Origin of the sequence: Bacillus sp. Hm123 (assembly GCF_051842975.2) — a bacterium.
GTDB lineage: Bacteria > Bacillota > Bacilli > Bacillales > Domibacillaceae > Bacillus_CE.
The window spans coordinates 1911588-1935744 of record NZ_CM200277.1; the positions used below are offsets into that span (position 1 = coordinate 1911588).

The following is a 24157-nucleotide window of genomic DNA, read 5'->3' on the forward strand; positions in this document are numbered from 1 at the left end:
GCCTTGATGACTTGCTTGATATGAGCAGATCGTGTTATTCAAATAGCGAAACAACCGATTGATCATCATCGAACCTGTTAACAAATGAACATAAACGCTTAACAGAGAGTAAATATAACCGAATGCTTTACTGAATATCGATCTTCTCTAGCCTATACAATGAATAACTTAAAATGATAAGACACATTAATAAGAACTGTATATATTCTGATAAGGAATAATGTAAATAGGAAAAGCCATTATATAATTGATAAAATACAAAATATTGAGCAACTACTCCATCACTCGCTAACTCACCAGCATTAATAGAACCTGTTATAAGTTGTCCAAGGATAATAATGAGAAAAAAATTCACAAAAAAACTTGCGATTTGCCCAAAATTAAAACTCATTAGTAAAAACGAAAGAGATAGGACCACTAAGCTATACAGAATATAAATAGAGTCAATTATTACAAACGAATAGACAACATCCTTCCAATCGATTAGGATATGATTGAAATGAAATGCAATCCATCCACTCAAAACACTAATAAAAGAAAATAGGGTACAAATCACAATCCCAGTCACAATTTTAGAAAAATTGATTTTCATCCAAGATTTATAGTCTCCATACAAAAGATTCATCGTTTTTAATCGTTTTTCTTTGCCAAGAATTGTTGATGATATGTATAGAAGAAAAATTTGAAGATATAAGAGGGATAAGCCTATATTAATACTTACGATAAATCTTCCCTCTGAATACTTTATAGCGTATTCCTCCAAACCGCCCATAAATATCAAATAATCGATTACAGTAAAAAGTAAAAAGAGCACTATTAGCCCTAAAGTCATTATATTAATAAGTTTAAGTAGCTCACTTTTAATTATTTGGAAAAATGCCATCATTTTGTCCCCTCACTTTATATCCATGTTGTCAATCTTAATCATAGTAAATAATAATAGAAACAACGAGGAACTTATTATAATAAGCAGCGAGCCTACATCATAATCATTATATTGATAAATTTTAACTATTAAAGATAAAGGGTTTAACTCATATATTTTGTTAATCAAATCCCAGTGAAAATATTGAAGTATCGCTACAATGTTCCGTTCAAAAATAAAGGACACAAGAATAATTATTAATGTAAATAATTTATTCCATAGAAACAAAGCAATAAGCAAAGCAAATAACAAAATAAAAATGGAGAATAAACTACATCTGATCCATATACCACCAAAAAAAGAAGGGTGTAAATTAACTACTTTACCGAACTCAATCCATTCAACCAATACATTTGAAAAGTAGAGGAACAAACTCAAAAATAAACTATAGACGACGATTGTGATCAATTTTGTATAGATTAATACTCTTCTATTTTTCAAACTTGACAGTATAACCCCCATTGTTTTCCATGATATTTCCATCGTAGCTATATAAACACTTATCAAAATAATCGAATATTGATACAAAAAGTTAAAATATTTTACAACACTTTTAGAAAAATTAAGCTCTTCCTCAGAGAAAGCTTTACTTGTTATTAAAATCGTCGTGAAAATAATCGGAAGAAAAATAGATAAGAAAAACAAACGTGATGTAAATAATTTTTTGACATCTACTATGGCGAATTTATACATTATTTTCACCTTGTGCCCATTCGACAAATTGCTCCTCTAAAGATTGTCTTTTTATATAAATTTCTATAATAATAAGGTTTTCGTGAATAAAAGCTTGCAAAACTGACATTAAATCACTAGGCTTCAAATTAAATTCTAGCACTTCCTTAGATTTTATCTGTACATTTTTTACATAGGGCAATGTTTTTAATAATTGCTCTCCTTCAAATGCATGAGATGTAACACAAGTATATGTCGTTCTGTCTTCACTCAATTCATTTTTAACGTTCTTTATATCCTTTATTTCCCCTTGAGACATGAATAGAATTCGGTCACACATTTTTTCAATTTCTGATAAAATGTGACTAGAAATTAAAATAGACATATTAAAATCTTCCGAAATTTCTTTCAGTAACTCTCTCATTTCCATTACTCCATGCGGATCTAGACCATTCATAGGCTCATCTAAAATTAAAATAGACGGATGGTTGAGAAGGGCTTGTCCAATTCCTAGTCGTTGACGCATACCTAATGAGTAAGACTTTACTTTTTGATGAATATACCCTTCCATTTTAAGTCTCTTGACAATACTCTTTATTTCTGATTGATTGATGCCACCAGAAATCGCAGCGAAATACTCCAAATTCTTCTGCCCAGTCATGTCATTATAAAAATTGGGTGTTTCGATCATGCTTCCTATCAAACGGGTTATTTTACTGTCATAGTTATGGATGGTTACTTCTCCCGAATACTTTTTTGTAAGCCCAATTAACACTCTCATCAAACTTGTTTTTCCGGCTCCATTCGGTCCGATTAAACCGATAACTTCCCCTTCAAACATTTGCAAAGATATATTTGAAAGAATCTGCTTTTGTTTGATTTCTTTACTAAGCTGTTTAGTTTCTAAAACCAATCTTTTCATTCTTCATATCCTTCTTTCATCAAAATATAAAAATATAGATTGCTTGTTTTTCTGCTTGAAGATTATTTAGAATTTCCTTTCACTTGTAGTATCTAGCGAACTTGCTGCTTCATTTTTTACACATAATTCTTTTTTTGTAAAAAATAATCCAAACTATACAAAAACATATCATGCAACTAGGTCTTTTTCAACACATATTTTCATTTACAAAAAAATTGCAGTACTTTTAACCTACTCACCTTTTGATTTCTACACATTTAAAAATTTAATTATTCATAATATAACAGCAGAACAATTACTCACAACTGATTAGCCGACTTCTAATCCTCTGAGTTATCAGCCACTTATTAATTTTGGTCTGACAATCTTTCCGTGAGGTGTCTTTTAACTTTTTTCAGGATAATAAAGGAATTCTTAATGATTTCATGAATACCTACTTTAACATAAATATAAGGAGACGATAAAATGAAAGAAAGAATCTTATCAGCTATCAATGATATTGAAAAAGAGCATCACGTAAAAATATTATATGCGTGCGAATCCGGCAGTCGAGCTTGGGGCTCCCCTTCGAAAGACAGCGATTATGATGTGCGATTTATTTATGTACATAAGAAGGAGCATTATTTGAGCATTGATCCCGTTGGTGTTGGTAAAAAACGAGATGTGATTGAGCTACCGATTGATGATCTGCTCGATATGAGCGGCTGGGAGCTGACGAAAGCATTGAAGCTGTTTCGCAAATCGAATCCGCCGCTTTTGGAGTGGCTACACTCACCGATCGTTTACTACACTGCTTTTTCAACAGTAGAGCGCATGAAAGAACTTGAGAACGATGTATTTGCGCCGCACTCCTGTATGTATCATTATTTAAATATGGCGCGTAAAAATTACCGCGAGTATTTGCAGCGTGATCAAGTGAAGCTGAAAAAGTATTTTTATGCCCTTCGCCCCGTTCTCGCTACCAAATGGATCGAACAATTCAATGAATTTCCGCCGCTGGAGTTTCCAACATTACTGGAGAAAATGCTCCCCGAAAGCCAGATCAAGAACGAAGTAGAGACGTTGCTACAAAGAAAAATGGCTGGTGATGAACTCGATAAAGAACCGCCCAACTTATTGATTAATGAGTTTCTTAGTACGGAAATTGCTCAGCTTGAAGCGTACGCTAAAACGATGAACAGCGCTCTTTCCGATCCGACGGAAAAATTAGATGAGTTATTTAGGGAAGCATTGGATGAAGTGTGGGAAATTAAAAGTTCATCACGATTTTTTCTCTAAAAAGTAAAAGAAATACTAAACAAGACTGATTGGGAAAATAGCGAACTAAGTATGTCTCGTCCATAGAAAAATTATCAAACATCTTAACTTGCACCTTATGAACATTCATCCGAACTAAAAACCCGCTTATTTTCCAAAAAGAAAGTAAGCGGGCTTTTAGCGTTCTACAAACTCACTCCGATGTCGTCATGGACGCCTGAACATCTGGATTAATTTCCTGTTGAGGATAGTTAATTTGTTCCCCGAATTCTACCCAGTCGAGATTTGACATCAGCAGCAAGTAACGTTTGCCGTTGGCTGGGTCACTGATAATAATGTGGTCACGACCAGCTGTTTCTACGCGCCCGCGGTAAACCATTGCATTCCATTTGTCGTTACCTTGGTAAGTAAAGTAGAATGTACCGATCTTACCTTTATTGAAGCGTAGAATATTTTCAATAAATGATTCTTCCATCGCGCCTGTCGGAAATTGCTGCCCAGTACCTAGCGGGACCACTGGGACGGAAAACGAGGGGCCAGAATGCATATCCGCTGGGAAGCCGCCGCTAGGTTGCTGTGCGACACTGCTCCTCATCATGGAAGCTTGATGAAAAACAGGATAATAATTCATTGGATAATAATTAGAGTTTCCACAAGTCATAAGAAAATTCTCTCCTTTTTAATTTACCTATAAAACTCTGTGCAGTAGTCCGGTACAGCGACATAAAAACAATGATTCTTATGCGAAAAATCAAACTTTGTCATGGGGGATCTTGGCATCGTGGCAGTACAAGGTGCTCGGTATTTTTTCCCTGGACTTGGGTTAAAAAACCACAAATTCATTCTGGCCCGAGGGTCCCTATCTCCATGCAACAAATTCCTAGCCCTCTGGAGGTCAGCTTCTCTGGGACGTTGTGTATACAATGCTCCATTTAAGACGGGCTCGAAGTGAGGAATTCCAGTTCCAGGTATGGTTTGATAGATCGCATGCCTAATATTGCGCAACCCTTTAAAGTCAGGAGCACAGTCAGCCTCGACCCGATTGGCCACAACCGTTCCCACCATGTTCATCCCTTGGGCTCCCTCACCGATCGCTTCCGCCATCATGAGCCTCGCTAATTCCTCCACGTCACGTGAAGTATGTTTGATTCGTCTACCCATTTCCTCACCCCTTCAGCTTATACAAGTAACATATTGCCTGAAGCTCGTTTTGGTAACTTGCCCATCAGCCCAAAATTTGAAAAACGTGGTCAGTCCCCATTGGTGCTCCTCCTAACTTTTTTCAGTTAATAACTTCGCAATCATTTGTACACTCTCTTCACTCAACAAATAAGTTGGCTCATTCTCAGATTCTTTTTGAATTCTTCCAGCATTTCTCTCAGGGTATAGCCATAAGTGAAATGTCTGAAAAGATTCCTGCTGAGAAAAAAAGGTTAGGTTAAAATTGGCGCTTTCCGCAGTCATTGGGCCCGAATGAGCTGAAGAATCCTGTATAGCCTTTACGAACACTTCAATTTCTTCGGTTTGATCAAAAACAATCTCCCTATCCTCTAATTCCTTCGCATCTGAAAAAAACTGTTCCAATCCATTACCTGTGACTACGATTTTGCTACTATCATTTAGAGAATTCCAATCTGCTTTCTCTTCTGGATTACAACCGAATAAAACCATATTCAAAAGGAATATAACGGATAATACAAAAGTTTTTTTCACTTAAAAGCCTCCTCGAAAAAATAAACGTTTTATTTGATTTCATTACTCCACCTTCGGAATTTGAGTTACTTGCTCAACAGTGTTAAAAATATTTGTGTAAACACCTTGAACATCATGACCAAAACAGTTTTCTTCATTTAAAAATTCCCTCACTTTATTTTGGAATCCTTGCTTTTCTTTACAAATAAACCAGCCATGCATATAATAAAGATATACAGCAAGAATAAAGAAGGGACACTAGCTGGTAACTAGCATCCCTAATATACAAGCTACACTGCAAGAAGTGCAGCGACCCAACGGTGAAATAATCCTCCGCTTACTGGTCTAGGGCAGGGAGGGTTATTTCTTTTTATTTAGAGAAATAACAACGGCGATCACTGATACGATTAGGCTTGAAAACATAATCATCAAGACTATTGCTTCGTAAAAAGTCACCATTTAGCGTCACCTCCTCTCTATGAGGAAGTGGTCGCTACCCACCCTGCTTATGTAGCTGTACATCCTTATTATACCATAATCAATGTATAGCTAAATCCAAAAAAACACTTAATGACGACCTCTATTTTACAGATTCAAAAAGATACATAGAAACAATTACACAGATGGTTAAAAAACTAACCATTAACATTTGCTCTTACATAATGACTACTCCAACCATAATAAAAGACAAGCCGACCATTGCCACAAATCCTTTGACATATCGCCAAGGAAGTTTGCCGATCGCTTTCACGACTAACTCTATCTCCAAAAAGCCGCTCGCACCAAAGATTCCTTGATCGTTATAACCCTCTTTTTACAATTTAAAGAGTGGAATTGATGAACTTCTCAATATTTATTGTATAAATATGGTTTATATGTAAAAATAAAATTTCATAAAAAAGAAAGAGTGATACATGTGAATCAGCGTCTTTTGAAAGTAATTGTTTTTCTATTAGCATGTTTAACTTTCCTAAGTTCAATGTTTTTTTCTTGGTATGAAGGAAGTAATCTTATTGAAGATACGTTCGAGTGGGAATATACAGCGATTATCTCAAATTATTTAGGAGTAGTTAAAACTCCACACGATATTAACCAACTGGACTTCTTCATCTATGCAGCCAAATTTAAACCTTTTTTCCCCACTGTAATGATACTGAGCTTGTATATCCTTTTACTTTTTGTTATTGGTCGCTTATTTAAAGAAAAGAGATATATTAGTCATCTATTTTTAGGATTAATTTTATTGATGTCCAGTCTTTCTTTACTGTACGGAACTACAGAGGGTAGCACTGTATTTAGTGTGTTGTTTTTCATAATGGGTACTGCAAGCTTAATCATCTCTTACATGGCATATCAGAAAAGAAAGGTGATACCTTTCAAATTGATAACTTAATCACTATAAAAATTACTTTTGTATACATGAAACACCTTTGAGTTCAAAACGATTGTGCGACTTAAAGGTGTTTTTTGGCTTTATTCATTTTTATTCTTCTCTTTCAACACAAACATTTTGAACAGACTCACTCATCAAACTCCTCCTCACTAACTAATCCGCCCACAAACGTCTCAAAGTCTTTAGCCACAACCGTAATCGTTGGTTCATCAGCCCCTTCGACATCTACATGAATCACTCTCGGTTCGCCATTTTTTCCGCAAAGACTGTAATCAAGCATGACGGCATCATGGCCAGCTGATGGACAGTCACATATGACAAATCCAATGTCAATTGGATAGCCCCACTCCTCATCCGTACTTCTTTCATCTTCAGAATCGATTCCTCTATTTCCTCCGATTCCGCGAATGCCATCAATAGCGATATGATCTTCTGCCCAAGAAGTGGCGGCGGTCGTTAGATAACAAGTATGTACAGGGCTTCCCCCATTTTTCATCTTTATTAATTCAATATAAGAGTTTGGAAGTTTATAACCTAATGTTTGCTCTGCTTCACCAATCATCTCTTTCGTCACTTGAATTGGCAGGGTAAAATAATCCGATTCGTCCCAAAAACCTTGTACATAGCTTTTCATTTCTTTTCTCCCTCCTTATGTAAAAAACAATATGACAATTATAACCTTTTATTAGAGAAAGCTACATCTCTAATCTCCTACTAAGTTGACAGTTTTTTTGTAAAGCAAACTTGACATCCGCCCTTCATGTAAAGTATACTTTACGTAAAGTTACCTTTACAAAAAGGGAGTGATGGATTGGAAAATCGAATTAAGGAGTTGCGAGCAGCTCATCATTTAACCCAAGATGAATTGGCTGACCGTTTAGATGTCTCACGGCAAACGATCATTTCGTTAGAAAAAGGAAGGTACAATCCTTCGATTATGCTCGCGTATAAAATTTCGCGCGTGTTTCATTGCACGATTGAAGAAGTCTTTTTATTTGAGGAGGAAGAAAAAAATGAATGAGTTTATTATTAATGTATTCATGTGGCTAGCCATTGGCTTGTTTACGTTAGCTATTATTTTCTTGAACCGTCACTACTTAAAGAAAAAGAAAATGGTCGATGAACGCTTTGAAAAGATTCACCATATAGGAAGGAGCTATGCTTGGATCGCTTCCGCCGTCATCATTTTTATCGTTTGGTTCATCTCGCTTGCTATTTTCGAATCTAAGCTGGCATTTTTCCTTATTACCGCCATATGGGTTGGGCATAATATCTCCTACATGGTTGGTGCCGCTATTGCCCAAAGCAAAAACTAGTTTCATGCAAAAAAAGCTGCCGAGATGATGATCTCAGGCAGCTTTTGATTATTTCTTCTCTTCATCCGAACGACGATTGTAATCATAGTCGGACGGATCAACTGGCGTAAAGTCCTTTGGTTGATGGAAGCGCAACAAGTCTTTCGTTACGATCGCATCTGACATTTCTAAGCGCTTATCAACGGCTTCTTTCATTCGTTTGATTTCTTCCGTTTCTTCGATTAGTTCCCCAGTCGCTGTGTTGTAATACTTTCCTTTAATGCCCGTCACGTCTTTGCTTACGAAATCGCCATTACGGAATGGAACGATCGGATCATGATTTTTAGATAATAAATCTGTTCCTACATGAAGATAATCTTTCGTATCGACGCCAAGCAGGTGCATTAATGTTGGCATTAAGTCCACTTGACCACCATATTGATGCTGCACGCCACCTTTGACCCCTGGTACGTGAATCAATAATGGTACACGTTGTAGCTGTGTATTTTCAAACGAGCCAACCTCTTTATCTAATACAGTAGACATCGCTTTATTATGGTTATCAGAAATTCCGTAGTGATCGCCATACATCACAATCACTGAGTTCTCATATAAACCGGATTCCTTTAAATAAGTGAAAAATTGTTCCACAGATTCATCCAAATATCTCGCCGTTTGGAAGTAACCATCGACGGAAGCATCTCCTGTATGATGCTTTTCAATCGTCGCTTCCTGTTGATCCATCGGATACGGGAAGTGGTTCGATAACGTGATAAATTTCGTATAGAACGGCTGCGGCAACGTTTCTAACATTGGAATCGACTCTTCAAAAAACGGCTTATCCTTCAATCCGTAGTTCATGACATCGTCTTCATTCATATCGTAATAGCTAGAATCGAAAAATTGGTTCATTCCGAAAGCTTTATAGATTTCGTCACGATTCCAGAATGACTTAGTATTGCCATGGAAAGTCGCTGACGTATAGCCTTGCTGTCCTAAAATAGCTGGAGCAGCTTGATACGTATTTTGTCCTTTCATTGAAAAAGCTGATCCTTTTGGTAACCCAAACAATGAGTTTTCTAACATAAATTCTGCATCAGACGTTTTTCCTTGTGCCGTTTGATGGAAGAAGTTATCGAAATAGAACATATTCGGATCATGAGCTAATGAATTTAAAAACGGCGTCACTTCTTTGCCATTTAACTTATAATCTATTATAAAACTTTGTAAAGATTCTAAGTGAACATAAATGACGTTCTTTCCTTTTGCCTTCCCAAAATACTCTGGATTCGGCTCAGCATAGATCGATTTAGTATAGTTCTCGACCTCTACGGCATCACTGCTGTCCGCTAACACTCGCTGCGTTGATGCTTTCGTACTTTGAACCGCATCATAAATCGCGAAATTATACATTCCTAAATATTTCACAATATAATTTCGATCGAACGTTCTCGTTAATAACTGTGGACGATCGATTTCAGCTAGGGTTAAATTCACTGTAAACATCACAATCGCAGTTAAAAATACGGCCGCTCTTTGACGGCGCTTGATTTTCATCGGTTCTGGATTTACCTTTTTCGATAAAAATAGCACAAGCAAAATCAATGTATCTGCAAAATAAAGCACGTCATATGGCCTAAACAAAGCTCCCATACTATTACCGATACTGCTTACATTCGCTGTTTGCGTCAGTGTTGGCAACGTAATGAAATCGGTAAAGAAACGATAGTAGGCAATATTAGAATACAATAATACGGATAATAGAAAGTGAATTCTCACCATCCATTTAAATGCTTTTCTTCCTTTAGCAAATAAAGCGAACCCAATAAACAAAACGGCCGAGCTTATCGGATTGATAAATAACAAGAACTTCTGCATCGTATTTTCAATACCTAGTTCAAATTCTACCTGATAAGCGATATACGTTTTGATCCAAAGAAGTACGACTGCTAATGAGAAGAAAATGAGCGGCTTGCTAAGAAGCGAATTCTTCTTGGCTTCCTTCTTCATTTTACTTTCCCTCCTAAATTTTTTTACAATTATTATATAATCTTTACAAAAAAACAATATAGAAATAATAAATTCTTAGCAATCAAAAGTCAACTAAAATCATTTGGGAACGAATCTTTTACTCTAACATAGACGTTTCCATAAAGAAATCCCCTTTTTCAGAAAAAGGGGATTTCTTTAAACATTCGCTGCCTGTTTTTTCATGACAAATGCGATATGTTATCTTCTGTCATTGCTTATTTATTCATATGTACTTTAAGGTGCGAAAGGAACAAAATACCTAAACATAAATCCCATAAATGAAATACCTGAAATCGTACAAATGCAAATGAAATGCAGAACGATAAAAAGAAACTTAATAGGCCCCTTCATAAAAAAAGAATAGATGAAACCAACAACAGGAACCACAATTAAAAAAGGCAAAGCAACAGCAATAAAAACATTGGCAAACATATGTAAAAATTCGACATCATACTCAGGTAACCAGAACAATGCCTGTAAAGCAACGAATACAACAATCGTAGCAATCAAAGAAGCTACTGAAACTTTTTTAGCATCTCGGAAAAAATGCTTAATAGGCATAAATCCTCCTCCTTCCTATCACTATACTAAAAACACTTATAAATACACCACAATACATAATATACCATATAAGTTAAATTTGGAGGGTTTAATATGTATCTAAATAAAGTAACGAATCCCCCAACAACAAGCATTGGGAGATTATCATTCTATCTTTTTAAAGCTCTCTATTTACCACAGTCTGCTTTAAATGAGCGATAAACTCTTCTAATCCCAGTTCATAGGAAGCCGCTTGCCCATGTTTCCTCACGCTCACCGATTGATGTTCTCGTTCTTGATCTCCTACGACAAGAATGTATGGAATCTTCTTCATTTGTGCTTCTCGAATTTTGTAGCCTAGCTTCTCTTCACGTAAATCTAGTTCTACTCGCAAATTTTCTTGTTTCATCCGTTTGCCGATCTCTTCTACATACTCTTTATGAACGTCATTAGATACACCGATCACTTTCACTTGGACAGGTGCGAGCCATAAAGGAAACACACCGCCAAAATGTTCTATTAAAATACCAAGAAAACGATCAATCGATCCAAACACGGCTCGATGGATGACCACTGGACGAACTTTATTGTTGCTCTCATCGATATATGTGAGGTCAAACTTTTCAGGCATTTGAAAATCTAATTGAATCGTTGCACATTGGTGACTTCTCTTCAGAGCATCTTTAATATGAATGTCAATTTTCGGTCCATAAAAGGCGCCATCTCCTTCATTAATTTTGTATTCATAATTAAGGTTCTCTAATACGTTCTTTAAAGCTCCTTCTGCTTGATCCCATAATGCGTCTTCTCCCATATAATCATCCGGTCTTGTCGACAGCTCAATTTCATATTGAAAGCCAAATGTGCGGTACACTTCTTCAATAAGCTTTAATGCCGACCTAATTTCATCTTCAATTTGATTCGGTGTCACAAAAATATGGGCATCATCTTGGCAAAATGTCCGAACTCGCAACAAGCCATTTAAAGCCCCGCTAAATTCATGACGATGAACCTGCCCAAACTCCGCCATCCGAAGCGGAAGGTCGCGATAGGAGTGAAGCTTATTTCTAAAGATCAGCATATGCCCCGGGCAATTCATCGGCTTTAAGGCGAACTTTTGATGTTCCACTTCAGAGAAATACATATTCTCTTTATAGTAATCCCAATGCCCTGATTGCTCCCACAGCTGTTGGTTCATCATCATCGGTGTACGGACTTCCTGATAATCATGGATATGTTGCAACTCTCTTAAAAAGGACTCTAATTCTGTACGAATCACTTGTCCGTTAGCTAAATAAAATGGCATGCCCGGTGCCTCTTCAGAAAACATAAATAGTTCTAACTCGTTGCCTAATTTCCGGTGATTGCGCTTTTGAGCCTCCTCGATAAAATGAAAATAATCATCTAACTCTTGTTTGGAAGCAAAAGCAACACCGTAAATACGCTGCAATACTTGGTTATTACTATCTCCTCGCCAATAGGCTCCTGAAATATGAGTTAATTTAAACACTTTAATATGCCGAGTAGAGGGTAAATGCGGACCCCGGCACAAGTCAAAAAATTCCCCTTGACGATAAATTGTCACCACGTCTTCAGCTGGAATCTGTTCTAGCAATTCCAGCTTAAACGGATCGTGAGCAAACAGCTCTTGTGCTTTTTCTCGTGACACTTCCTCACGTGTAATTTCAAGATTTTCAGCGATAATTTTATTCATTTCTTTTTCGATCTTTGGCAGCTCATGAACAGCTAAGTGATGTTCCATGTCAATGTCATAGTAAAAACCATTTTCAACGACAGGACCGACACCTAAATAAACGTCTCCATATAGACGCTTGACGGCTTGAGCTAACACATGGGCCGTTGTATGCCTCATGACCTCTAGCCCTTCTGCCGAATGAAGATCATACAGTTCAACCTCTGCACTCTCTTCAATACGACGTGTTACATCATATAATGCTCCGTTCACCTGACCAGCAATAGACTTCTTTTTTAAACTCGGACTAATTGACTGCGCAATCTCTGCTAAAGATACCCCTTTTGCATACTTCTTTTCCTTTCCATCTGGAAACTTGATGACCACTTCATTTGCACTCATGTTCTTAACACCTCTTATCATTTTTTGCACAAAAAAACACACGCCTCCCTAAAGAAAGGGACGAGCGTGTGTTAGACCCGTGGTTCCACCCAGATTCCCATCATATTCCTTGCTATGATGGCTCCTTTGGCTGTATCGTAGCCGCTACGGTATTGATTACTATTCGTTCACCAATACAGCTCTAAGGGGGTAAGTCATTTTTTCGTGTTAGGAAGCTTTCACCCTGGGCTTCCCTCTCTGTGAACCGTAAAAAACGCTCATGTCCTTTTCAACGCTTATCTTTATAAAAATAAAAAAACACACATTCATCCCTAAAAAGGGACGAGCGTGTGTTAGACCCGTGGTTCCACCCAGATTCCCATCATGTTCCTTGCCATGATGGCTCCTTTGGCTGTATCGTAGCCGCTACGGTATTGATTACTATTCGTTCACCAATACAGCTCTAAGGGGGTAAGTCATTTTTTCGTGTTAGGAAGCTCTCAACCTTGGCTTCCCTCTCTGTGAACCGTAAAAAACGCTCATGTCCTTTTCAACGCCTCTTGTATATTGTTAATTACTATAACGGCTTTGGTAATTCTAGTCAATCAAAAGTTGAAATTTTCTTTTTGTTGGATTAATTTCCTCTAAAGCTAATTTTTCAGTCTCAACTATTGTCACCCCTAGAAAAATTGATTATGATTGATAACTAGACAGAACCAAATTTTTTCATTACAATGTAATTGATATTTATTCTCAATAAACGACGAGAACGTTATCACATTACATACAAAGGAGTTTTTACCTATGTTATCTACGACTTTACGAGATGCACTAATCGATCAAATGAATTTTGAGTTTTATTCGGCTCATACGTACATGGCAATGGCTGCTTATTGTACGGCTGAAAGCTACGATGGCTTCGCTAACTTTTTCCTTGTGCAAGCGGAAGAAGAGCGTTTCCATGCAATGAAGCTATACAATTATATTAACGACCGTGGCGAAAGAGCGATCGTGTCTGGATTCAAAGATCCAAGCAACGATTATGGTTCGATCCTTGAAGCTTTCCAAGTTGGGTATGAGCATGAGAGAGAAGTGACGAAGCGTTTCTATCACCTGTCAGACTTGGCGATGGATGAGCGCGAGCATGCGACAATGGCCTTTTTGAAATGGTTCATTGATGAGCAAGTGGAAGAAGAGGCTACATTTGATACGCTTATTAACAAGATTAAGCGCATTGAGAACGACTCCAATGCCCTATTTATGTTAGACAATGAGTTAGCTGCTCGTACATTTGTAGCACCAGCAGAATAAGCTTTTCTGTGAAAACAGCCGATGATTTCCCTCTTAGGAATCATCGGCTGTTTGAGTTTATTATCCAATTTCTGAAAAGCGTTGGATTCTGGCTTCAATTTCATCACGGACACGCTGGAAGAACGCCCATTTTTCTTCGTCGGTTCCTTCCGCTTTGGCTGGATCATCAAATCCCCAATGCTCACGCTTCACATGCGGTGGCGTGATCGGGCATTTATCAGCCGCATCTCCACATAATGTCACAACTAAATCCGCATTATTTAAAGTGTCAGGGTCAATGACGTCAGACGTTTGATTGGAAATATCAATATTTGCTTCCTCCATTGCTTTTACCGCATGAGGATTCAATCCATGCGCCTCAATACCAGCACTATAAACGTCCCATTCCTCGCCTAAATATTTCTTCGCCCACCCTTCTGCCATTTGGCTTCTGCAAGAGTTTCCTGTGCATAAAAAATAAATCGATTTTTTAGACATGACCTAGTTCTCCTTTTAGTAAAGTATTAATGTTACATATAGACCTAGTAACGTGATAAATAAAATCGGAATCGTTAAAATAATCCCCGTTTTAACATACGTTCCCCATGAAATCTTCACCCCTTTTTGCGATAACACATGGAGCCATACTAACGTCGCTAATGAGCCAATCGGGGTAATTTTTGGTCCTAAGTCTGATCCAATCACATTGGCATAAATCAGCGCCTCACGAATCGCACCCGACGTATTTGTTTCAGCAATCGCCAAAGCATCGATCATAACAGTTGGCATATTATTCATCACAGACGATAAGAAAGCGGCAATAAAGCCCATTCCAATCGTCGCCGCAAATAATCCTTGTTCAGCAACGGATTGGATCACGCTAGCTAATGAATGTGTGAGCCAAGCATTTCCTAAACCATAAACAACGACGTACATGCCGATAGAGAAAAAGACGATATTCCACGGAGCGCCTTTCATTACAGCTTTCGTATTCACCGCCTGACTTCTTCTTGCCATGAATAAGAAGAAAAGAGCGATCAAGCCGGCAACAATGGAAACAGGAACTTGAATGAACTCGCTGGCAAAGTAACCGATCAATAATACCCCAAGAACATACCAGGAGAGACGAAACATTTTTTGATCTTTAATCGCTTCTACGGGTTGCTTTAATTTAGATAAATCATACGTTTGTGGAATGCTTTTTCTAAAATAAATCAATAATACGGTAATCGTTGCGATCAATGAAAACAGATTGGGAATGATCATTCGTGAAGCATATTCGACGAATCCAATGTGAAAGAAATCGGCAGAAACTATGTTCACTAAGTTACTGACAACAAAGGGTAAAGAAGTGGTGTCCGCAATAAACCCACTGGCCATAATAAATGGAAAGATCATCTTTTCTTTGAACTCCAAGTGGCGCACCATTGCTAATACGATCGGCGTCAATATTAAAGCCGCGCCATCATTCGCAAATAGCGCGGCGACGATCGCACCTAACATACTCACATACACGAACATTTTGATGCCGTTTCCTTTGGCTGCTCTTGCCATATGTAAAGCTGCCCATTCGAATAATCCAATCTCATCTAATATTAAAGAGATCAGGATAATGGCAATAAATGATAATGTCGCATTCCATGTAATGTCGATCACATCAAGCACATCATCAAAGCCAACCACTCCTACTAAAAGAGCAAGAGCTGCTCCCCCACAGGCAGACCAGCCGATATTCAAGCCCTTAGGTTGCCAGATGACGAAAATTAGTGTTACTAAAAAGATGGCAGATGCCAATATTACTGTTGTCAATGTACATACCTCCATTAGTCACAAGAAATGCGAAGTCCTTGTTCTTCTAGTTGTTTTAATTGAAAATCTTGGCTCGGAAGATGCGAAAGCAAACTGTGAACGAAAGGATAATAAGTATTCTCTTTATTTAATGAATAAATCATCCATTGTCCTCTTCTCGTTTCCTGAACTAATTCCGCATCTCTCAACTTGCGAAGATGTTGACTAATAGCTGGCTGGCTCATGTTAAAAATCGCCACAAATTCACAAACACAATAATCATTCGTGTCCAACATTTTGACCATCGTTAGCCTTGTTTTATCACCTAATAACTTTAAGATCGCTGCGGCTTTTCCTATTTCAACCGTTGATTCTTGCATATAAACACCCCCTATACTCTGATTTACATTAATATATAATCATTTGCTTATATAATAGTATACTTATATCTGGATGGCAATAAAAAACCGCCGCTTCTTTCATGTAGGAATCGGCGGTTTTCTTTTCAGATTGCTTTTCTCTCCTCATCTAAGTAGTCGTTGAACAGCAGCAAACCTGCTACTACATCTTCTTCTATGAACCTCCCCCACCTATTGCTTCGCACTTGAGGTGGAGGTTTCTTGTCGATCCCCTTGACATCAGAAGCTGAACAATGTCCATAGGTGTACGCGACACCCTCGTCTTTCTCAGGGACTGACGCTCCCACACGGAAGCAGTGGTCTTGACGCAAGATATCTCTCGACAGCTTGCTGCCACCGTAAGCAACAGAGAGAGAATCGAAGACACGGTCATCTCTCTCTGGGGCGGTTCTACCCATCTACTACGCCTGTACAGGACGTAGATACGTGATGTCAGTTAGCATCACTTCTCGAAACTTCCCATGCAAGTACTGGGATAAGATATTCCCTGCACCATGGACATCCCGATGCCGTTCATAGCCGCAAGAACATTGGTAGTTTCGCGAACGGACTTTGTTTCGTTTGCCACAAGCAGGGCATGCTTGCGTCGTGTAGGCTTCGTTTTCTTTTGATAAGGAGACACCAGCCGCTTCTAATTTATAAACCAACTGTTTTGCGAGTTTCCCAAACCTCCAGTTGCTGAGTTTTTGGTTCACTTGTTTGGAACGGAGCCGTTTTCGTTTTTTGTTTCGTTTGCTTGTGTGTCGCTGGACGCCTTCCACATCGCCAAGAGCGACATGCCCGATCTTTTGTTCCACGCACCAGTTCACAAAGGCTCGGGTCGTCTTATGTAGGAGATCCCCTAGCTGCCGTTCGCTTTTGGAGAGAATGTACTTCTTCGCCCGGTTGTATTGCCGCCATTTTCTCGATCCTTTTTGACACCGACTCATGAGAATTTGCAGCTCTCTCACTTTTTTGTTTCTCAACCGATGAACACTGCGCATCTTCCTCCCCGAAATCACCAGTGCTTGTCCGCTCGTACTGACGGCGGCAATCGTATGAATCTCACCTGGATCAACCGCGGCTGTATGACCGTCTTGAATCGATACAGGGTTAATGCCGTCTTCATACGACAAACAGGCATGCCATCGGCCGTCATAGACGAGTTCTGCTTCTTTGATCACGCCAGTCGGAATCGAAGCAAGCGTCAACACGAGAGGTGTTTGCTGCTTTCCCTGCCATCTTCCTAAGCTAAGTATCAGTTTCCGTCCTTCTAACACAAAGGATTTGTCGACCCATTTAGGATGGAACACGAACTTTTCTTTGTATGGATACCGGATAGACTTGTTCGTTTTTCTTGCTTGGCGAACTCCTTCTCGGGCACGCAAAAACTTGTGGCACACCGCTTGGATCGTCTGACTGTGAAGAGGATACAAGCCTTTTAATTCAGCTTGAAGGTCACTTTTGTTGATCCACTTGCCGTGAATCCGGTAATAATACCGAGCCAGCTGCACACAGTCATTCCAAATCGTTCCGCAAATTCGACGTAGATGAAACAACTGTTGCAGCGTGGACTGTGGCGCTCTAAAGCCCGTTTTCAACGTTCGATACATGAGATCCCCCTCCTTTGTCATCATTATAAACAGAATGTACGTTCCCATCAAGAGCAAATGGAAAATTCCATCCTTTTTTCTTTCGACAAAGTTCGGGAGGTCCTCAACGAAACGCTTTTCGGCTGTGCCGAACCGAGATTCATCCCCTCCCTACTCGCTGGGCTGTGCCCTTCATGCTCCTTGAGGAAGAGGACTTCTCTCGGATTATGTTAAACTTTAATGCAATCTCACGCATAAACACTTGACCTCGCATCACTTTTCCTGTCTTCATATAGTAAACTTTCATCTGATGTAGCACTTCATAGGTATCTACCATTTTGTATCCTCCAATCTTTTATTGGGCTGGGAGCTTTCTTCGACCTTATTTGGTATTTCTTTGACTTTCTCGCACTTTCTTCAACCTTGCATGGTACTTCTTCGACTTTCCTGCGCTTTCTTTGATCTTACACGGCATTTCTTCCACTTTCCCGCGCTTTCTTTGACCTTTTACTGCATTTTTATAAAATTTATTATGCCCCATTCCTTGTACAATTATTTCGGCAATCTGTTGACCAACTGGCACTTTACCTATTCACCATCTATATAGAAAAAAAGCACAAAGAAAGACACCCCACTTGAAAATTTTTCATAAAAAAATAAAAGGTCTGACTAAAGTGGCTGTCAGACCTTGATAAGCACATTTCTTAGCGAAACATTATTCAGTTGACTTGTCTCTTTCTATTTCCTCTAGTTTGAAGAAGCTTACTAAACCGAACAACAAAGAAAATAATACGATGACCTTTAGTACACGGACGGGGTCCACACTCATTTGAGAGCTTAGCATAGCAGGAATGTTCGTGTTCATTAACACAACCGACAGTAGACCTAGTAAGATAGAACCCCACATCACTTTTCTTATATTCGATTGCGACAAAACCATTCACCCTCCTTCATTTATAATATTCTGAACATTACTGAGAATACCTGCTCTTTTTTCAATTCACAAAAAATAGGCTAATATACAAACGTCACCTGTATATTAACCTATCAATTTTATAATTTAAATTTGCTTACTTGATGGTACAGCTGCTCCGCAAGTAACGATAAAGAATGAGCGCTTTCTGCAATTTCTTCTACAGATGTCGCTGTTTGTTGGACGGAGGCAGATGTTTGTTCAGCCCCTGCGGCTGCTTGCTCTGATACAGATACAATCGTTTCAATTGAAGCGTTCATTCCCTTGGAGTTTTCTGACATACTCGCTAATCTTCGTGAAACCCTCCCTATTTTTTCGACAGTTATCGTAACCGCTTCATTGATTTTCTCGAACGTTTCTCCGGTTACTTGAATTTGACTTGAACCTTCTTCCACTTGTCTGTAGCCTGTTTCTAATGAATGGACCATTTCCTTTGCCTCATTTTGAATATTACCGACGATCGTCGTAATATCGGTGACAGATGCTGAAACTTGTTCAGCAAGCTTCCGCACCTCATCAGCCACGACCGCAAAGCCTTTACCATGTTCGCCAGCTCTTGCTGCTTCGATCTCGGCATTTAAAGCGAGTAAATTCGTTTGTTGGGCAATATCTTGAATTACATCGACGAGTTTCGACACTTCTTGTGACTGCTTATCGAACCCCTGTACTTTTTCGACAGATTCCTTCACAAGCGAATGGATAGAACCCATTTGTTGAATCGAACTCTCCATGAAATGACGTCCCTTGCTTGTCATTTCTAACACTTCATTAGATGCCTCGGCCACTTGCTCTCCTGCTTCATTCGCTTGCTCCATTTTAATAATAAAATCTTCCATGACTTGATCGAGATCATGCGCTATATTCGCTTGAGTGTCTGCCCCTCGAGCTAATTCCTCCATCGTCACAGCGACTTGCCCACTTCCTTCTTTCACTTCATCAGACGCTTGCGTTAGCTCTTCACTCCGACTAGATACTTCTCCAGCTGCATGAGAAACGTTTTGAAGCGTATGCCGCAGATGGTCGCTCGTTTGATTAATTGCGTGAACGAGTGCTCCGACTTCATCCTGTGATGTCGCTACCATGTTCTCAGCACTCAAATCACCTTTAGCCACCGCTTGTAACCTTGTCACGACGTTAGAAATCGGTCTAGTAATGCTATTCGCTAAATAAAACGAAACGACAATCGCAACGACAATCGTTCCAAGTATAATGATGATCGTTTCGACAAACAGGTTTTTCTCCATCTCCCGGATCGGTGTTACATCTTGTGAAATTTGGATCATCCCTTGTACTTGATCTCCTAAGGGGTTGTAGAGAGGATGATAAAAGTGGATGTGCTCTTCTTCCATCACTTTCACTTCTTGACCAGCTAACACTTTATTTGCAATGGAATCATCTTGAATCGGTTGACCCATTTCGCTCAGTTCTTCTTTTACTGTAGTTAACGCTAGTTTATCGTTCTCATAGAGTGAGATATTTCCAGCAATTGAATGACGAATATCGTTTAGCATCGTGTCTGTAAAGCCGAAGCCCACTTGAAACGTACCTATGACCTTGTTCCCATCCTTTACGGGCACAAACGCTCGCACAGCTAACCCTGATTGACCGAAAGAAAACCCTTTCACTTCTTCTCCTGATAAAGCAGTGGCAATGTCTTTACTATCACTCTTGTCATCACCAAATTCCGCTAAATTATGAGCGCGCGTAATGACTTTGCCTTTTTCATCACCGAATTCAAAAATGGAAAGGCCTTTTTCCTCCTTTAACATCTTGTATACCGGGATCATTTTTTGATTTAACTTCTCTCTATTTTTTTGTTTGAAAATAGAAATAATTTCCTCGTCATTTGCATAACGTTTCGCAACGACTAATGCTTCATTCGCTTTTTGTTCGAAATAATAATCTGATACCGTTTTCGCATGTTGGATATTCTCATCAATCATCCCATCTAATCCAGCGATCGACTGCTGATAAAGCAACGTCGAGCTGACCAACAACGGGATAGCAGATATTAAAAGGAGAATCGTAACTAGTTTTGTTTTTAAAGATTTTTTCAGCATATTTATAAACCTCTCCACAAATTTAAGATGACTCGCAAAAATAATAACTATTAATAGCTAATGTTCGTCTATATAAAATCAACCGAATCGCCCCCTTCTCTGCTCAAAAAAACAACACTTCGCAATAGGTTTTTATACCTATAACATTATAATGAATTTCCGACTGGAATACCAACTCATCCCGATCATTTTTACATTTATTTAACATTGACTAGTAAAATATCAATATTTTATTAACAATTTTTTGTTAATAAAAAAGATTAAGTGGTATTATTAATATAGTAATTATTTCTGACAAAGGAGTCGAAAGTAGTGGTTAAAGCTATTCTATCAAGCTATTGTCATACATCTAACTTAGATTCTGTCGCCTCACAATTTCAACAGGAGCTTCACGACAAGCCAACACTTGTCTTATTCTTTGCCAGTACAACTTATGACTTCGCCTCATTGTCTCATCTGCTACATGAGATGTTTCCACAAAGTGAAGTGATTGGAGTCACAACTGTGGGGGAGATTTCAGCGACTGGCTTTCAATCAAATGGTGTCGTCGCAATGTCGTTTAATCAGCAATTTCAAGCAAAAGCAGTACTAGTTGACGATATTGAACGCTTTCCGATTTATTCAAGAAAGCATTTAATAGAGGCAGCGAATAGCTTAAATATTTCGTTGCATTCTCCCCATCCTGAGAAGGAAGGATTAGGCCTAATATTTCCGAATGGTTTAGTAGCTGGGGAAGAAAAGATGCTTTCGATTGTCAACTCCTTATTTGAGCATGAAGGCTTTCCGATTTTCGGTGGAACAGCCGGAGATGATGCTAAATTCACCGAGACATTTGTCTCTGTCAATGGAGTCGTGTCTTCTAAAGGAGGCGCCTTTGTTTTTATCAAAACATCATTGGATTTCATGATCCAAAAAGAGAATATTTTCCGCCCAACCGGTAAGGTAATGGAGATGACGCGTGTCAATACCGAAGAGCGGATCGTCTATGAAATGAACAATAAACGAGCCGCTTCCGAATATGCACGACTTCTCGGAATTAGCGAGCAGCAGCTCCCTTCCTACTTTATGAAGAACCCTCTTGGTCGAACAGTGAATGGACAAGTGTATATCGCTTCCCCTTTTCAAGTGCTAAAAGATGGGTCGATTCAGTTTTATTGTCAAATTTTTCAGCATCAAAAAGTGGCCATGTTAGAGCCAAAAGATCCGGTTTCCACATTGCAGGAAAGCATTGCTCAATTAACCGCTTCATTTCATACAATCGAAGGAGTACTAGCTATTAACTGTATTTTGCGTAAGCTACAGTTTGAACAAGAGAAATTAATTCCAGCCTTAAATCAACAGTTGGCTGCTCTTCCTTCATTAGCTGGATTCAGTAGCTACGGGGAGCAATTAAATAAAACGCAGTTAAATCAAACACTCGTCATGCTATCTTTCGGAAAAAAATAACGATAGAAAGAAAGGAATTATCATGTGGGGAAAACGAAAACCATCAGTGAATGTGAGCGCAGAGCTCAAGGAGTTTCTAGCCTTAGACGAGCAAGAACAACGAAGAGTCATTGAAGCGATGGAAGAGCTTACGCAATTATTACGAAAAACAAGTGAGAAAAACTCGAAGCGAGACGCTGAAGTGACCGAGCATATTTCTCATATTCAAGAGAGCATTCATCAGCAAAATGATATTTTAAATGAATCACAAACGAACATTCGAGAAATTGTTCACTTAACCGACCAAGTACATACGCATACGAACCAAATAGAAACATCTGCTCATCACAATTTAGCCTTAATTGATCGTGGCTACGTACAAATTGATGAGCTGATCGAGCAAATGAACCATGTGCGAACACTCTTCTTTCAAATTAGCGACACGATTCAAAGCTTTCAAAATGATGTAAGAGATATTTCCAATTTTGCAGAAGTGATTCAAGGGATTGCCGATCAAACGAATTTATTAGCGTTAAATGCTTCGATTGAAGCGGCAAGAGCCGGAGAACACGGAAAAGGCTTTGCCGTTGTGGCGGAAGAAGTTCGAAAGCTCGCCGATCAAAGTAAACAGGCACTACAAGTGATCGATCAAAAAGTAGAGGAAATCATCAGCAAAGTCGGCGAAGTGTCAGCGAATGTTCATTCCAAAACGAAGGACATCGAAGTCGTTGAATCATTAACGCAAAACACAAAAGAAATGTTCGATGAAGTCGCATCCGCTGAAAAAATGTTATTCTCTCTCATTACCGACATTCGATCATCGACGAACACAACCGTCACTAAATTACAGTCTTTCACAGCCGACTTAGACCAATTTTATGAAAAAAACTCTGATAACCGCGAGCATATTGATCGGCTTTATCAATTTTCAGAAGAAAAATTCGCCCTATCCACCGACATTTACGCATTCATTAGCCAGCTCTCTCACCTAATTGCTGACTTTGAAAACAGAGGGAAGCATGTGAAGACGTGGGTGGAGAACAGAGAGTAGATTCATATAATTCCTCGCTCTAATGGCGAGGAATTGTATCTCCTGTTCATTTCTCCTCTATAGGAATCACTTTTTTCTGTGAATCTAAGAAAAATAACTCATCCATCGTGCTGCCCTCACCAAGTAAATAGGAATACCATAACTTCACATCTTGCAGCTCCGGATCATCAAAGTAGTCCTTTAATGAGAAAACTTTCATAGCGTTGTCATTGAGCTCTTTTGGTGTCTGCAAATACGATTCGTCAGCCACCACATATGCTACGTGTTCATTTTTAATGAGCCTACACGTTACCCCTTCTGTTTTCGGTACATGGGCATAGGCTATTTCATTTTCTTTTTTTACATCATTTATATTTAAATCGATAGGGTGAATAGCAAAGTCTTTATACCATCCAAAGGGATATATTATTTTACTAGAAGCAACCGACACACGCCCATCTTTCGCAATGACAAAGGCTAATGTAGAATCAGACAACGGAAGAATGTCCCCTTCCGTTTCTTCTCCTAACTCCTCTAGCGCTCCTTGGATCGTGCGATGATAATTTTGCCAAATGAAGCTAACAAGGGCTACAAAAAAGATAGCCATTATAATCATTGCTTTTTTCATCATACACCTCCAAATAAAAAGCGACTGCCTTCACAAAATGATGGCAGTCGCTCGTTGTATGTAGCCTAGTTAGCTAGTCAGCCATGCGGCAATCAAAACGGTCGATGAACAACCACCGTATAAGCCGAGCTCATGGATTTGATCGAACTTGTAAACTTGTAAGTCTTGAGCT

The 24157-nt window shown here is 38.8% G+C and carries 25 protein-coding genes and 1 other annotated feature; of the genes, 7 read left to right on the forward strand and 18 right to left on the reverse strand.

The window, feature by feature from the left end:
• Positions 1–127: 127 nt before the first annotated feature.
• Both ACSVDJ_RS09825 and ACSVDJ_RS09830 read right to left on the reverse strand, forming a co-directional pair.
• The gene (locus ACSVDJ_RS09825) at positions 128–886 is read right to left on the reverse strand and encodes a hypothetical protein (RefSeq protein WP_439168415.1); all 759 of its coding nucleotides are present in this window, start codon (positions 884–886) and stop codon (positions 128–130) included.
• Positions 887–1610: 724 nt separating this feature from the next.
• Positions 1611–2519: an ABC transporter ATP-binding protein gene (locus ACSVDJ_RS09830; protein ID WP_439168417.1), complete on the reverse strand. Its 909-nt coding sequence runs from the start codon at positions 2517–2519 to the stop codon at positions 1611–1613.
• 465 nt (positions 2520–2984) lie between these two features.
• Between ACSVDJ_RS09830 and ACSVDJ_RS09835 the strand changes: the two genes are divergently transcribed.
• The gene (locus ACSVDJ_RS09835) at positions 2985–3797 is read left to right on the forward strand and encodes a nucleotidyltransferase domain-containing protein (RefSeq protein WP_439168419.1); all 813 of its coding nucleotides are present in this window, start codon (positions 2985–2987) and stop codon (positions 3795–3797) included.
• A gap of 172 nt (positions 3798–3969) precedes the next feature.
• Here ACSVDJ_RS09835 and gerQ read toward each other — a convergent pair whose 3' ends face one another.
• The 4 genes from gerQ to ACSVDJ_RS09855 form a co-directional block, all read right to left on the reverse strand.
• The gene (gene gerQ, locus ACSVDJ_RS09840) at positions 3970–4437 is read right to left on the reverse strand and encodes a spore coat protein GerQ (protein WP_439168420.1); all 468 of its coding nucleotides are present in this window, start codon (positions 4435–4437) and stop codon (positions 3970–3972) included.
• A 23-nt stretch (positions 4438–4460) separates the two neighbouring features.
• Positions 4461–4937 carry a cell wall hydrolase gene (locus ACSVDJ_RS09845; protein WP_439168422.1) on the reverse strand — a complete coding sequence of 159 codons (477 nt, stop codon included), beginning with the start codon at positions 4935–4937 and terminating at the stop codon, positions 4461–4463.
• 111 nt (positions 4938–5048) lie between these two features.
• Positions 5049–5489: a YhfM domain-containing protein gene (locus tag ACSVDJ_RS09850; RefSeq protein ID WP_439168424.1), complete on the reverse strand. Its 441-nt coding sequence runs from the start codon at positions 5487–5489 to the stop codon at positions 5049–5051.
• 339 nt (positions 5490–5828) lie between these two features.
• Positions 5829–5927, reverse strand: coding sequence for a putative holin-like toxin (locus ACSVDJ_RS09855; protein ID WP_439168426.1), 99 nt, complete (start codon positions 5925–5927; stop codon positions 5829–5831).
• Positions 5928–6384: 457 nt separating this feature from the next.
• On the opposite strand from ACSVDJ_RS09855, the gene ACSVDJ_RS09860 reads away from it, so the two are divergent.
• Entirely contained in the window at positions 6385–6861 is a 477-nt protein-coding gene (locus ACSVDJ_RS09860) for a DUF4306 domain-containing protein (protein ID WP_439168427.1), read from the forward strand.
• Positions 6862–6988: 127 nt separating this feature from the next.
• Here the strand turns inward: ACSVDJ_RS09860 and ACSVDJ_RS09865 are convergent, their stop codons facing one another.
• Positions 6989–7495: an SMI1/KNR4 family protein gene (locus tag ACSVDJ_RS09865; RefSeq protein ID WP_439168429.1), complete on the reverse strand. Its 507-nt coding sequence runs from the start codon at positions 7493–7495 to the stop codon at positions 6989–6991.
• Between the two features lie 177 nt (positions 7496–7672).
• Between ACSVDJ_RS09865 and ACSVDJ_RS09870 the strand changes: the two genes are divergently transcribed.
• Together ACSVDJ_RS09870 and ACSVDJ_RS09875 are read left to right on the forward strand one after the other, a co-directional pair.
• Positions 7673–7882 (forward strand): helix-turn-helix transcriptional regulator, encoded by a 210-nt coding sequence (locus ACSVDJ_RS09870; protein WP_095480659.1) that lies wholly within the window; start codon positions 7673–7675, stop codon positions 7880–7882.
• On the forward strand, positions 7875–8177 hold the full coding sequence (locus tag ACSVDJ_RS09875) for a hypothetical protein (RefSeq protein ID WP_439168431.1): 303 nt from the start codon (positions 7875–7877) through the stop codon (positions 8175–8177). The genes ACSVDJ_RS09870 and ACSVDJ_RS09875 overlap by 8 nt, the downstream gene beginning before the upstream one ends.
• Positions 8178–8225: 48 nt before the next feature.
• Here the strand turns inward: ACSVDJ_RS09875 and ltaS are convergent, their stop codons facing one another.
• From ltaS to thrS, 3 genes are all read right to left on the reverse strand, one after another.
• On the reverse strand, positions 8226–10166 hold the full coding sequence (gene ltaS / locus ACSVDJ_RS09880) for a lipoteichoic acid synthase (RefSeq protein ID WP_439168432.1): 1941 nt from the start codon (positions 10164–10166) through the stop codon (positions 8226–8228).
• Positions 10167–10421: 255 nt separating this feature from the next.
• Positions 10422–10748 carry a hypothetical protein gene (locus ACSVDJ_RS09885; protein WP_439168433.1) on the reverse strand — a complete coding sequence of 109 codons (327 nt, stop codon included), beginning with the start codon at positions 10746–10748 and terminating at the stop codon, positions 10422–10424.
• 157 nt (positions 10749–10905) lie between these two features.
• Positions 10906–12822, reverse strand: a complete 1917-nt coding sequence (gene thrS, locus ACSVDJ_RS09890; protein ID WP_439168434.1) for a threonine--tRNA ligase — start codon at positions 12820–12822, stop codon at positions 10906–10908.
• A gap of 53 nt (positions 12823–12875) precedes the next feature.
• Positions 12876–13103, reverse strand: a binding site (T-box leader).
• Between the two features lie 502 nt (positions 13104–13605).
• Between thrS and ACSVDJ_RS09895 the strand changes: the two genes are divergently transcribed.
• Positions 13606–14112 carry a ferritin gene (locus ACSVDJ_RS09895; RefSeq protein ID WP_439168436.1) on the forward strand — a complete coding sequence of 169 codons (507 nt, stop codon included), beginning with the start codon at positions 13606–13608 and terminating at the stop codon, positions 14110–14112.
• A gap of 60 nt (positions 14113–14172) precedes the next feature.
• Here ACSVDJ_RS09895 and arsC read toward each other — a convergent pair whose 3' ends face one another.
• From arsC to ACSVDJ_RS09930, 7 genes are all read right to left on the reverse strand, one after another.
• Positions 14173–14589, reverse strand: coding sequence for an arsenate reductase (thioredoxin) (arsC, locus tag ACSVDJ_RS09900; protein ID WP_439168437.1), 417 nt, complete (start codon positions 14587–14589; stop codon positions 14173–14175).
• A 15-nt stretch (positions 14590–14604) separates the two neighbouring features.
• Positions 14605–15900, reverse strand: coding sequence for an arsenic transporter (locus ACSVDJ_RS09905; protein ID WP_439168438.1), 1296 nt, complete (start codon positions 15898–15900; stop codon positions 14605–14607).
• A 14-nt stretch (positions 15901–15914) separates the two neighbouring features.
• A complete protein-coding gene (locus ACSVDJ_RS09910) occupies positions 15915–16259 on the reverse strand; it encodes an ArsR/SmtB family transcription factor (RefSeq protein ID WP_439168440.1) in 345 nt (114 codons plus the stop codon).
• A gap of 440 nt (positions 16260–16699) precedes the next feature.
• Entirely contained in the window at positions 16700–17890 is a 1191-nt protein-coding gene (locus tag ACSVDJ_RS09915) for an RNA-guided endonuclease InsQ/TnpB family protein (RefSeq protein WP_439168442.1), read from the reverse strand.
• Positions 17891–18251: 361 nt separating this feature from the next.
• Complete coding sequence (locus tag ACSVDJ_RS09920; RefSeq protein WP_439168443.1) at positions 18252–18452, reverse strand: hypothetical protein; 201 nt, start codon at positions 18450–18452, stop codon at positions 18252–18254.
• A 132-nt stretch (positions 18453–18584) separates the two neighbouring features.
• Complete coding sequence (locus tag ACSVDJ_RS09925) at positions 18585–18809, reverse strand: hypothetical protein (protein ID WP_439168444.1); 225 nt, start codon at positions 18807–18809, stop codon at positions 18585–18587.
• Positions 18810–18922: 113 nt separating this feature from the next.
• On the reverse strand, positions 18923–20902 hold the full coding sequence (locus ACSVDJ_RS09930) for a methyl-accepting chemotaxis protein (protein ID WP_439168446.1): 1980 nt from the start codon (positions 20900–20902) through the stop codon (positions 18923–18925).
• 312 nt (positions 20903–21214) lie between these two features.
• Between ACSVDJ_RS09930 and ACSVDJ_RS09935 the strand changes: the two genes are divergently transcribed.
• Entirely contained in the window at positions 21215–22348 is a 1134-nt protein-coding gene (locus ACSVDJ_RS09935; RefSeq protein ID WP_439168448.1) for an FIST signal transduction protein, read from the forward strand.
• Positions 22349–22730: 382 nt separating this feature from the next.
• Complete coding sequence (locus ACSVDJ_RS09940; protein ID WP_439169067.1) at positions 22731–23378, forward strand: methyl-accepting chemotaxis protein; 648 nt, start codon at positions 22731–22733, stop codon at positions 23376–23378.
• Between the two features lie 46 nt (positions 23379–23424).
• On the opposite strand, the gene ACSVDJ_RS09945 is transcribed toward ACSVDJ_RS09940, so the two are convergent.
• Positions 23425–23988, reverse strand: coding sequence for a hypothetical protein (locus ACSVDJ_RS09945; protein ID WP_439168450.1), 564 nt, complete (start codon positions 23986–23988; stop codon positions 23425–23427).
• Between the last annotated feature and the right edge of the window lie 169 nt (positions 23989–24157).

What these genes read in the sequence shown, in the direction of transcription:
- ACSVDJ_RS09825 (WP_439168415.1), bottom strand. Translation starts at nt 886, where the DNA reads ATGATGGCATTTTTCCAAATAATTAAAAGTGAGCTACTTAAACTTATT.
- ACSVDJ_RS09830 (WP_439168417.1), bottom strand. Translation starts at nt 2,519, where the DNA reads ATGAAAAGATTGGTTTTAGAAACTAAACAGCTTAGTAAAGAAATCAAA.
- ACSVDJ_RS09835 (WP_439168419.1), top strand. Translation starts at nt 2,985, where the DNA reads ATGAAAGAAAGAATCTTATCAGCTATCAATGATATTGAAAAAGAGCAT.
- gerQ (WP_439168420.1), bottom strand. Translation starts at nt 4,437, where the DNA reads ATGACTTGTGGAAACTCTAATTATTATCCAATGAATTATTATCCTGTT.
- ACSVDJ_RS09845 (WP_439168422.1), bottom strand. Translation starts at nt 4,937, where the DNA reads ATGGGTAGACGAATCAAACATACTTCACGTGACGTGGAGGAATTAGCG.
- ACSVDJ_RS09855 (WP_439168426.1), bottom strand. Translation starts at nt 5,927, where the DNA reads ATGGTGACTTTTTACGAAGCAATAGTCTTGATGATTATGTTTTCAAGC.
- ACSVDJ_RS09865 (WP_439168429.1), bottom strand. Translation starts at nt 7,495, where the DNA reads ATGAAAAGCTATGTACAAGGTTTTTGGGACGAATCGGATTATTTTACC.
- ACSVDJ_RS09875 (WP_439168431.1), top strand. Translation starts at nt 7,875, where the DNA reads ATGAATGAGTTTATTATTAATGTATTCATGTGGCTAGCCATTGGCTTG.
- ltaS (WP_439168432.1), bottom strand. Translation starts at nt 10,166, where the DNA reads ATGAAGAAGGAAGCCAAGAAGAATTCGCTTCTTAGCAAGCCGCTCATT.
- ACSVDJ_RS09885 (WP_439168433.1), bottom strand. Translation starts at nt 10,748, where the DNA reads ATGCCTATTAAGCATTTTTTCCGAGATGCTAAAAAAGTTTCAGTAGCT.
- thrS (WP_439168434.1), bottom strand. Translation starts at nt 12,822, where the DNA reads ATGAGTGCAAATGAAGTGGTCATCAAGTTTCCAGATGGAAAGGAAAAG.
- ACSVDJ_RS09895 (WP_439168436.1), top strand. Translation starts at nt 13,606, where the DNA reads ATGTTATCTACGACTTTACGAGATGCACTAATCGATCAAATGAATTTT.
- arsC (WP_439168437.1), bottom strand. Translation starts at nt 14,589, where the DNA reads ATGTCTAAAAAATCGATTTATTTTTTATGCACAGGAAACTCTTGCAGA.
- ACSVDJ_RS09910 (WP_439168440.1), bottom strand. Translation starts at nt 16,259, where the DNA reads ATGCAAGAATCAACGGTTGAAATAGGAAAAGCCGCAGCGATCTTAAAG.
- ACSVDJ_RS09915 (WP_439168442.1), bottom strand. Translation starts at nt 17,890, where the DNA reads ATGTATCGAACGTTGAAAACGGGCTTTAGAGCGCCACAGTCCACGCTG.
- ACSVDJ_RS09925 (WP_439168444.1), bottom strand. Translation starts at nt 18,809, where the DNA reads ATGGTTTTGTCGCAATCGAATATAAGAAAAGTGATGTGGGGTTCTATC.
- ACSVDJ_RS09930 (WP_439168446.1), bottom strand. Translation starts at nt 20,902, where the DNA reads ATGCTGAAAAAATCTTTAAAAACAAAACTAGTTACGATTCTCCTTTTA.
- ACSVDJ_RS09940 (WP_439169067.1), top strand. Translation starts at nt 22,731, where the DNA reads ATGAACCATGTGCGAACACTCTTCTTTCAAATTAGCGACACGATTCAA.
- ACSVDJ_RS09945 (WP_439168450.1), bottom strand. Translation starts at nt 23,988, where the DNA reads ATGATGAAAAAAGCAATGATTATAATGGCTATCTTTTTTGTAGCCCTT.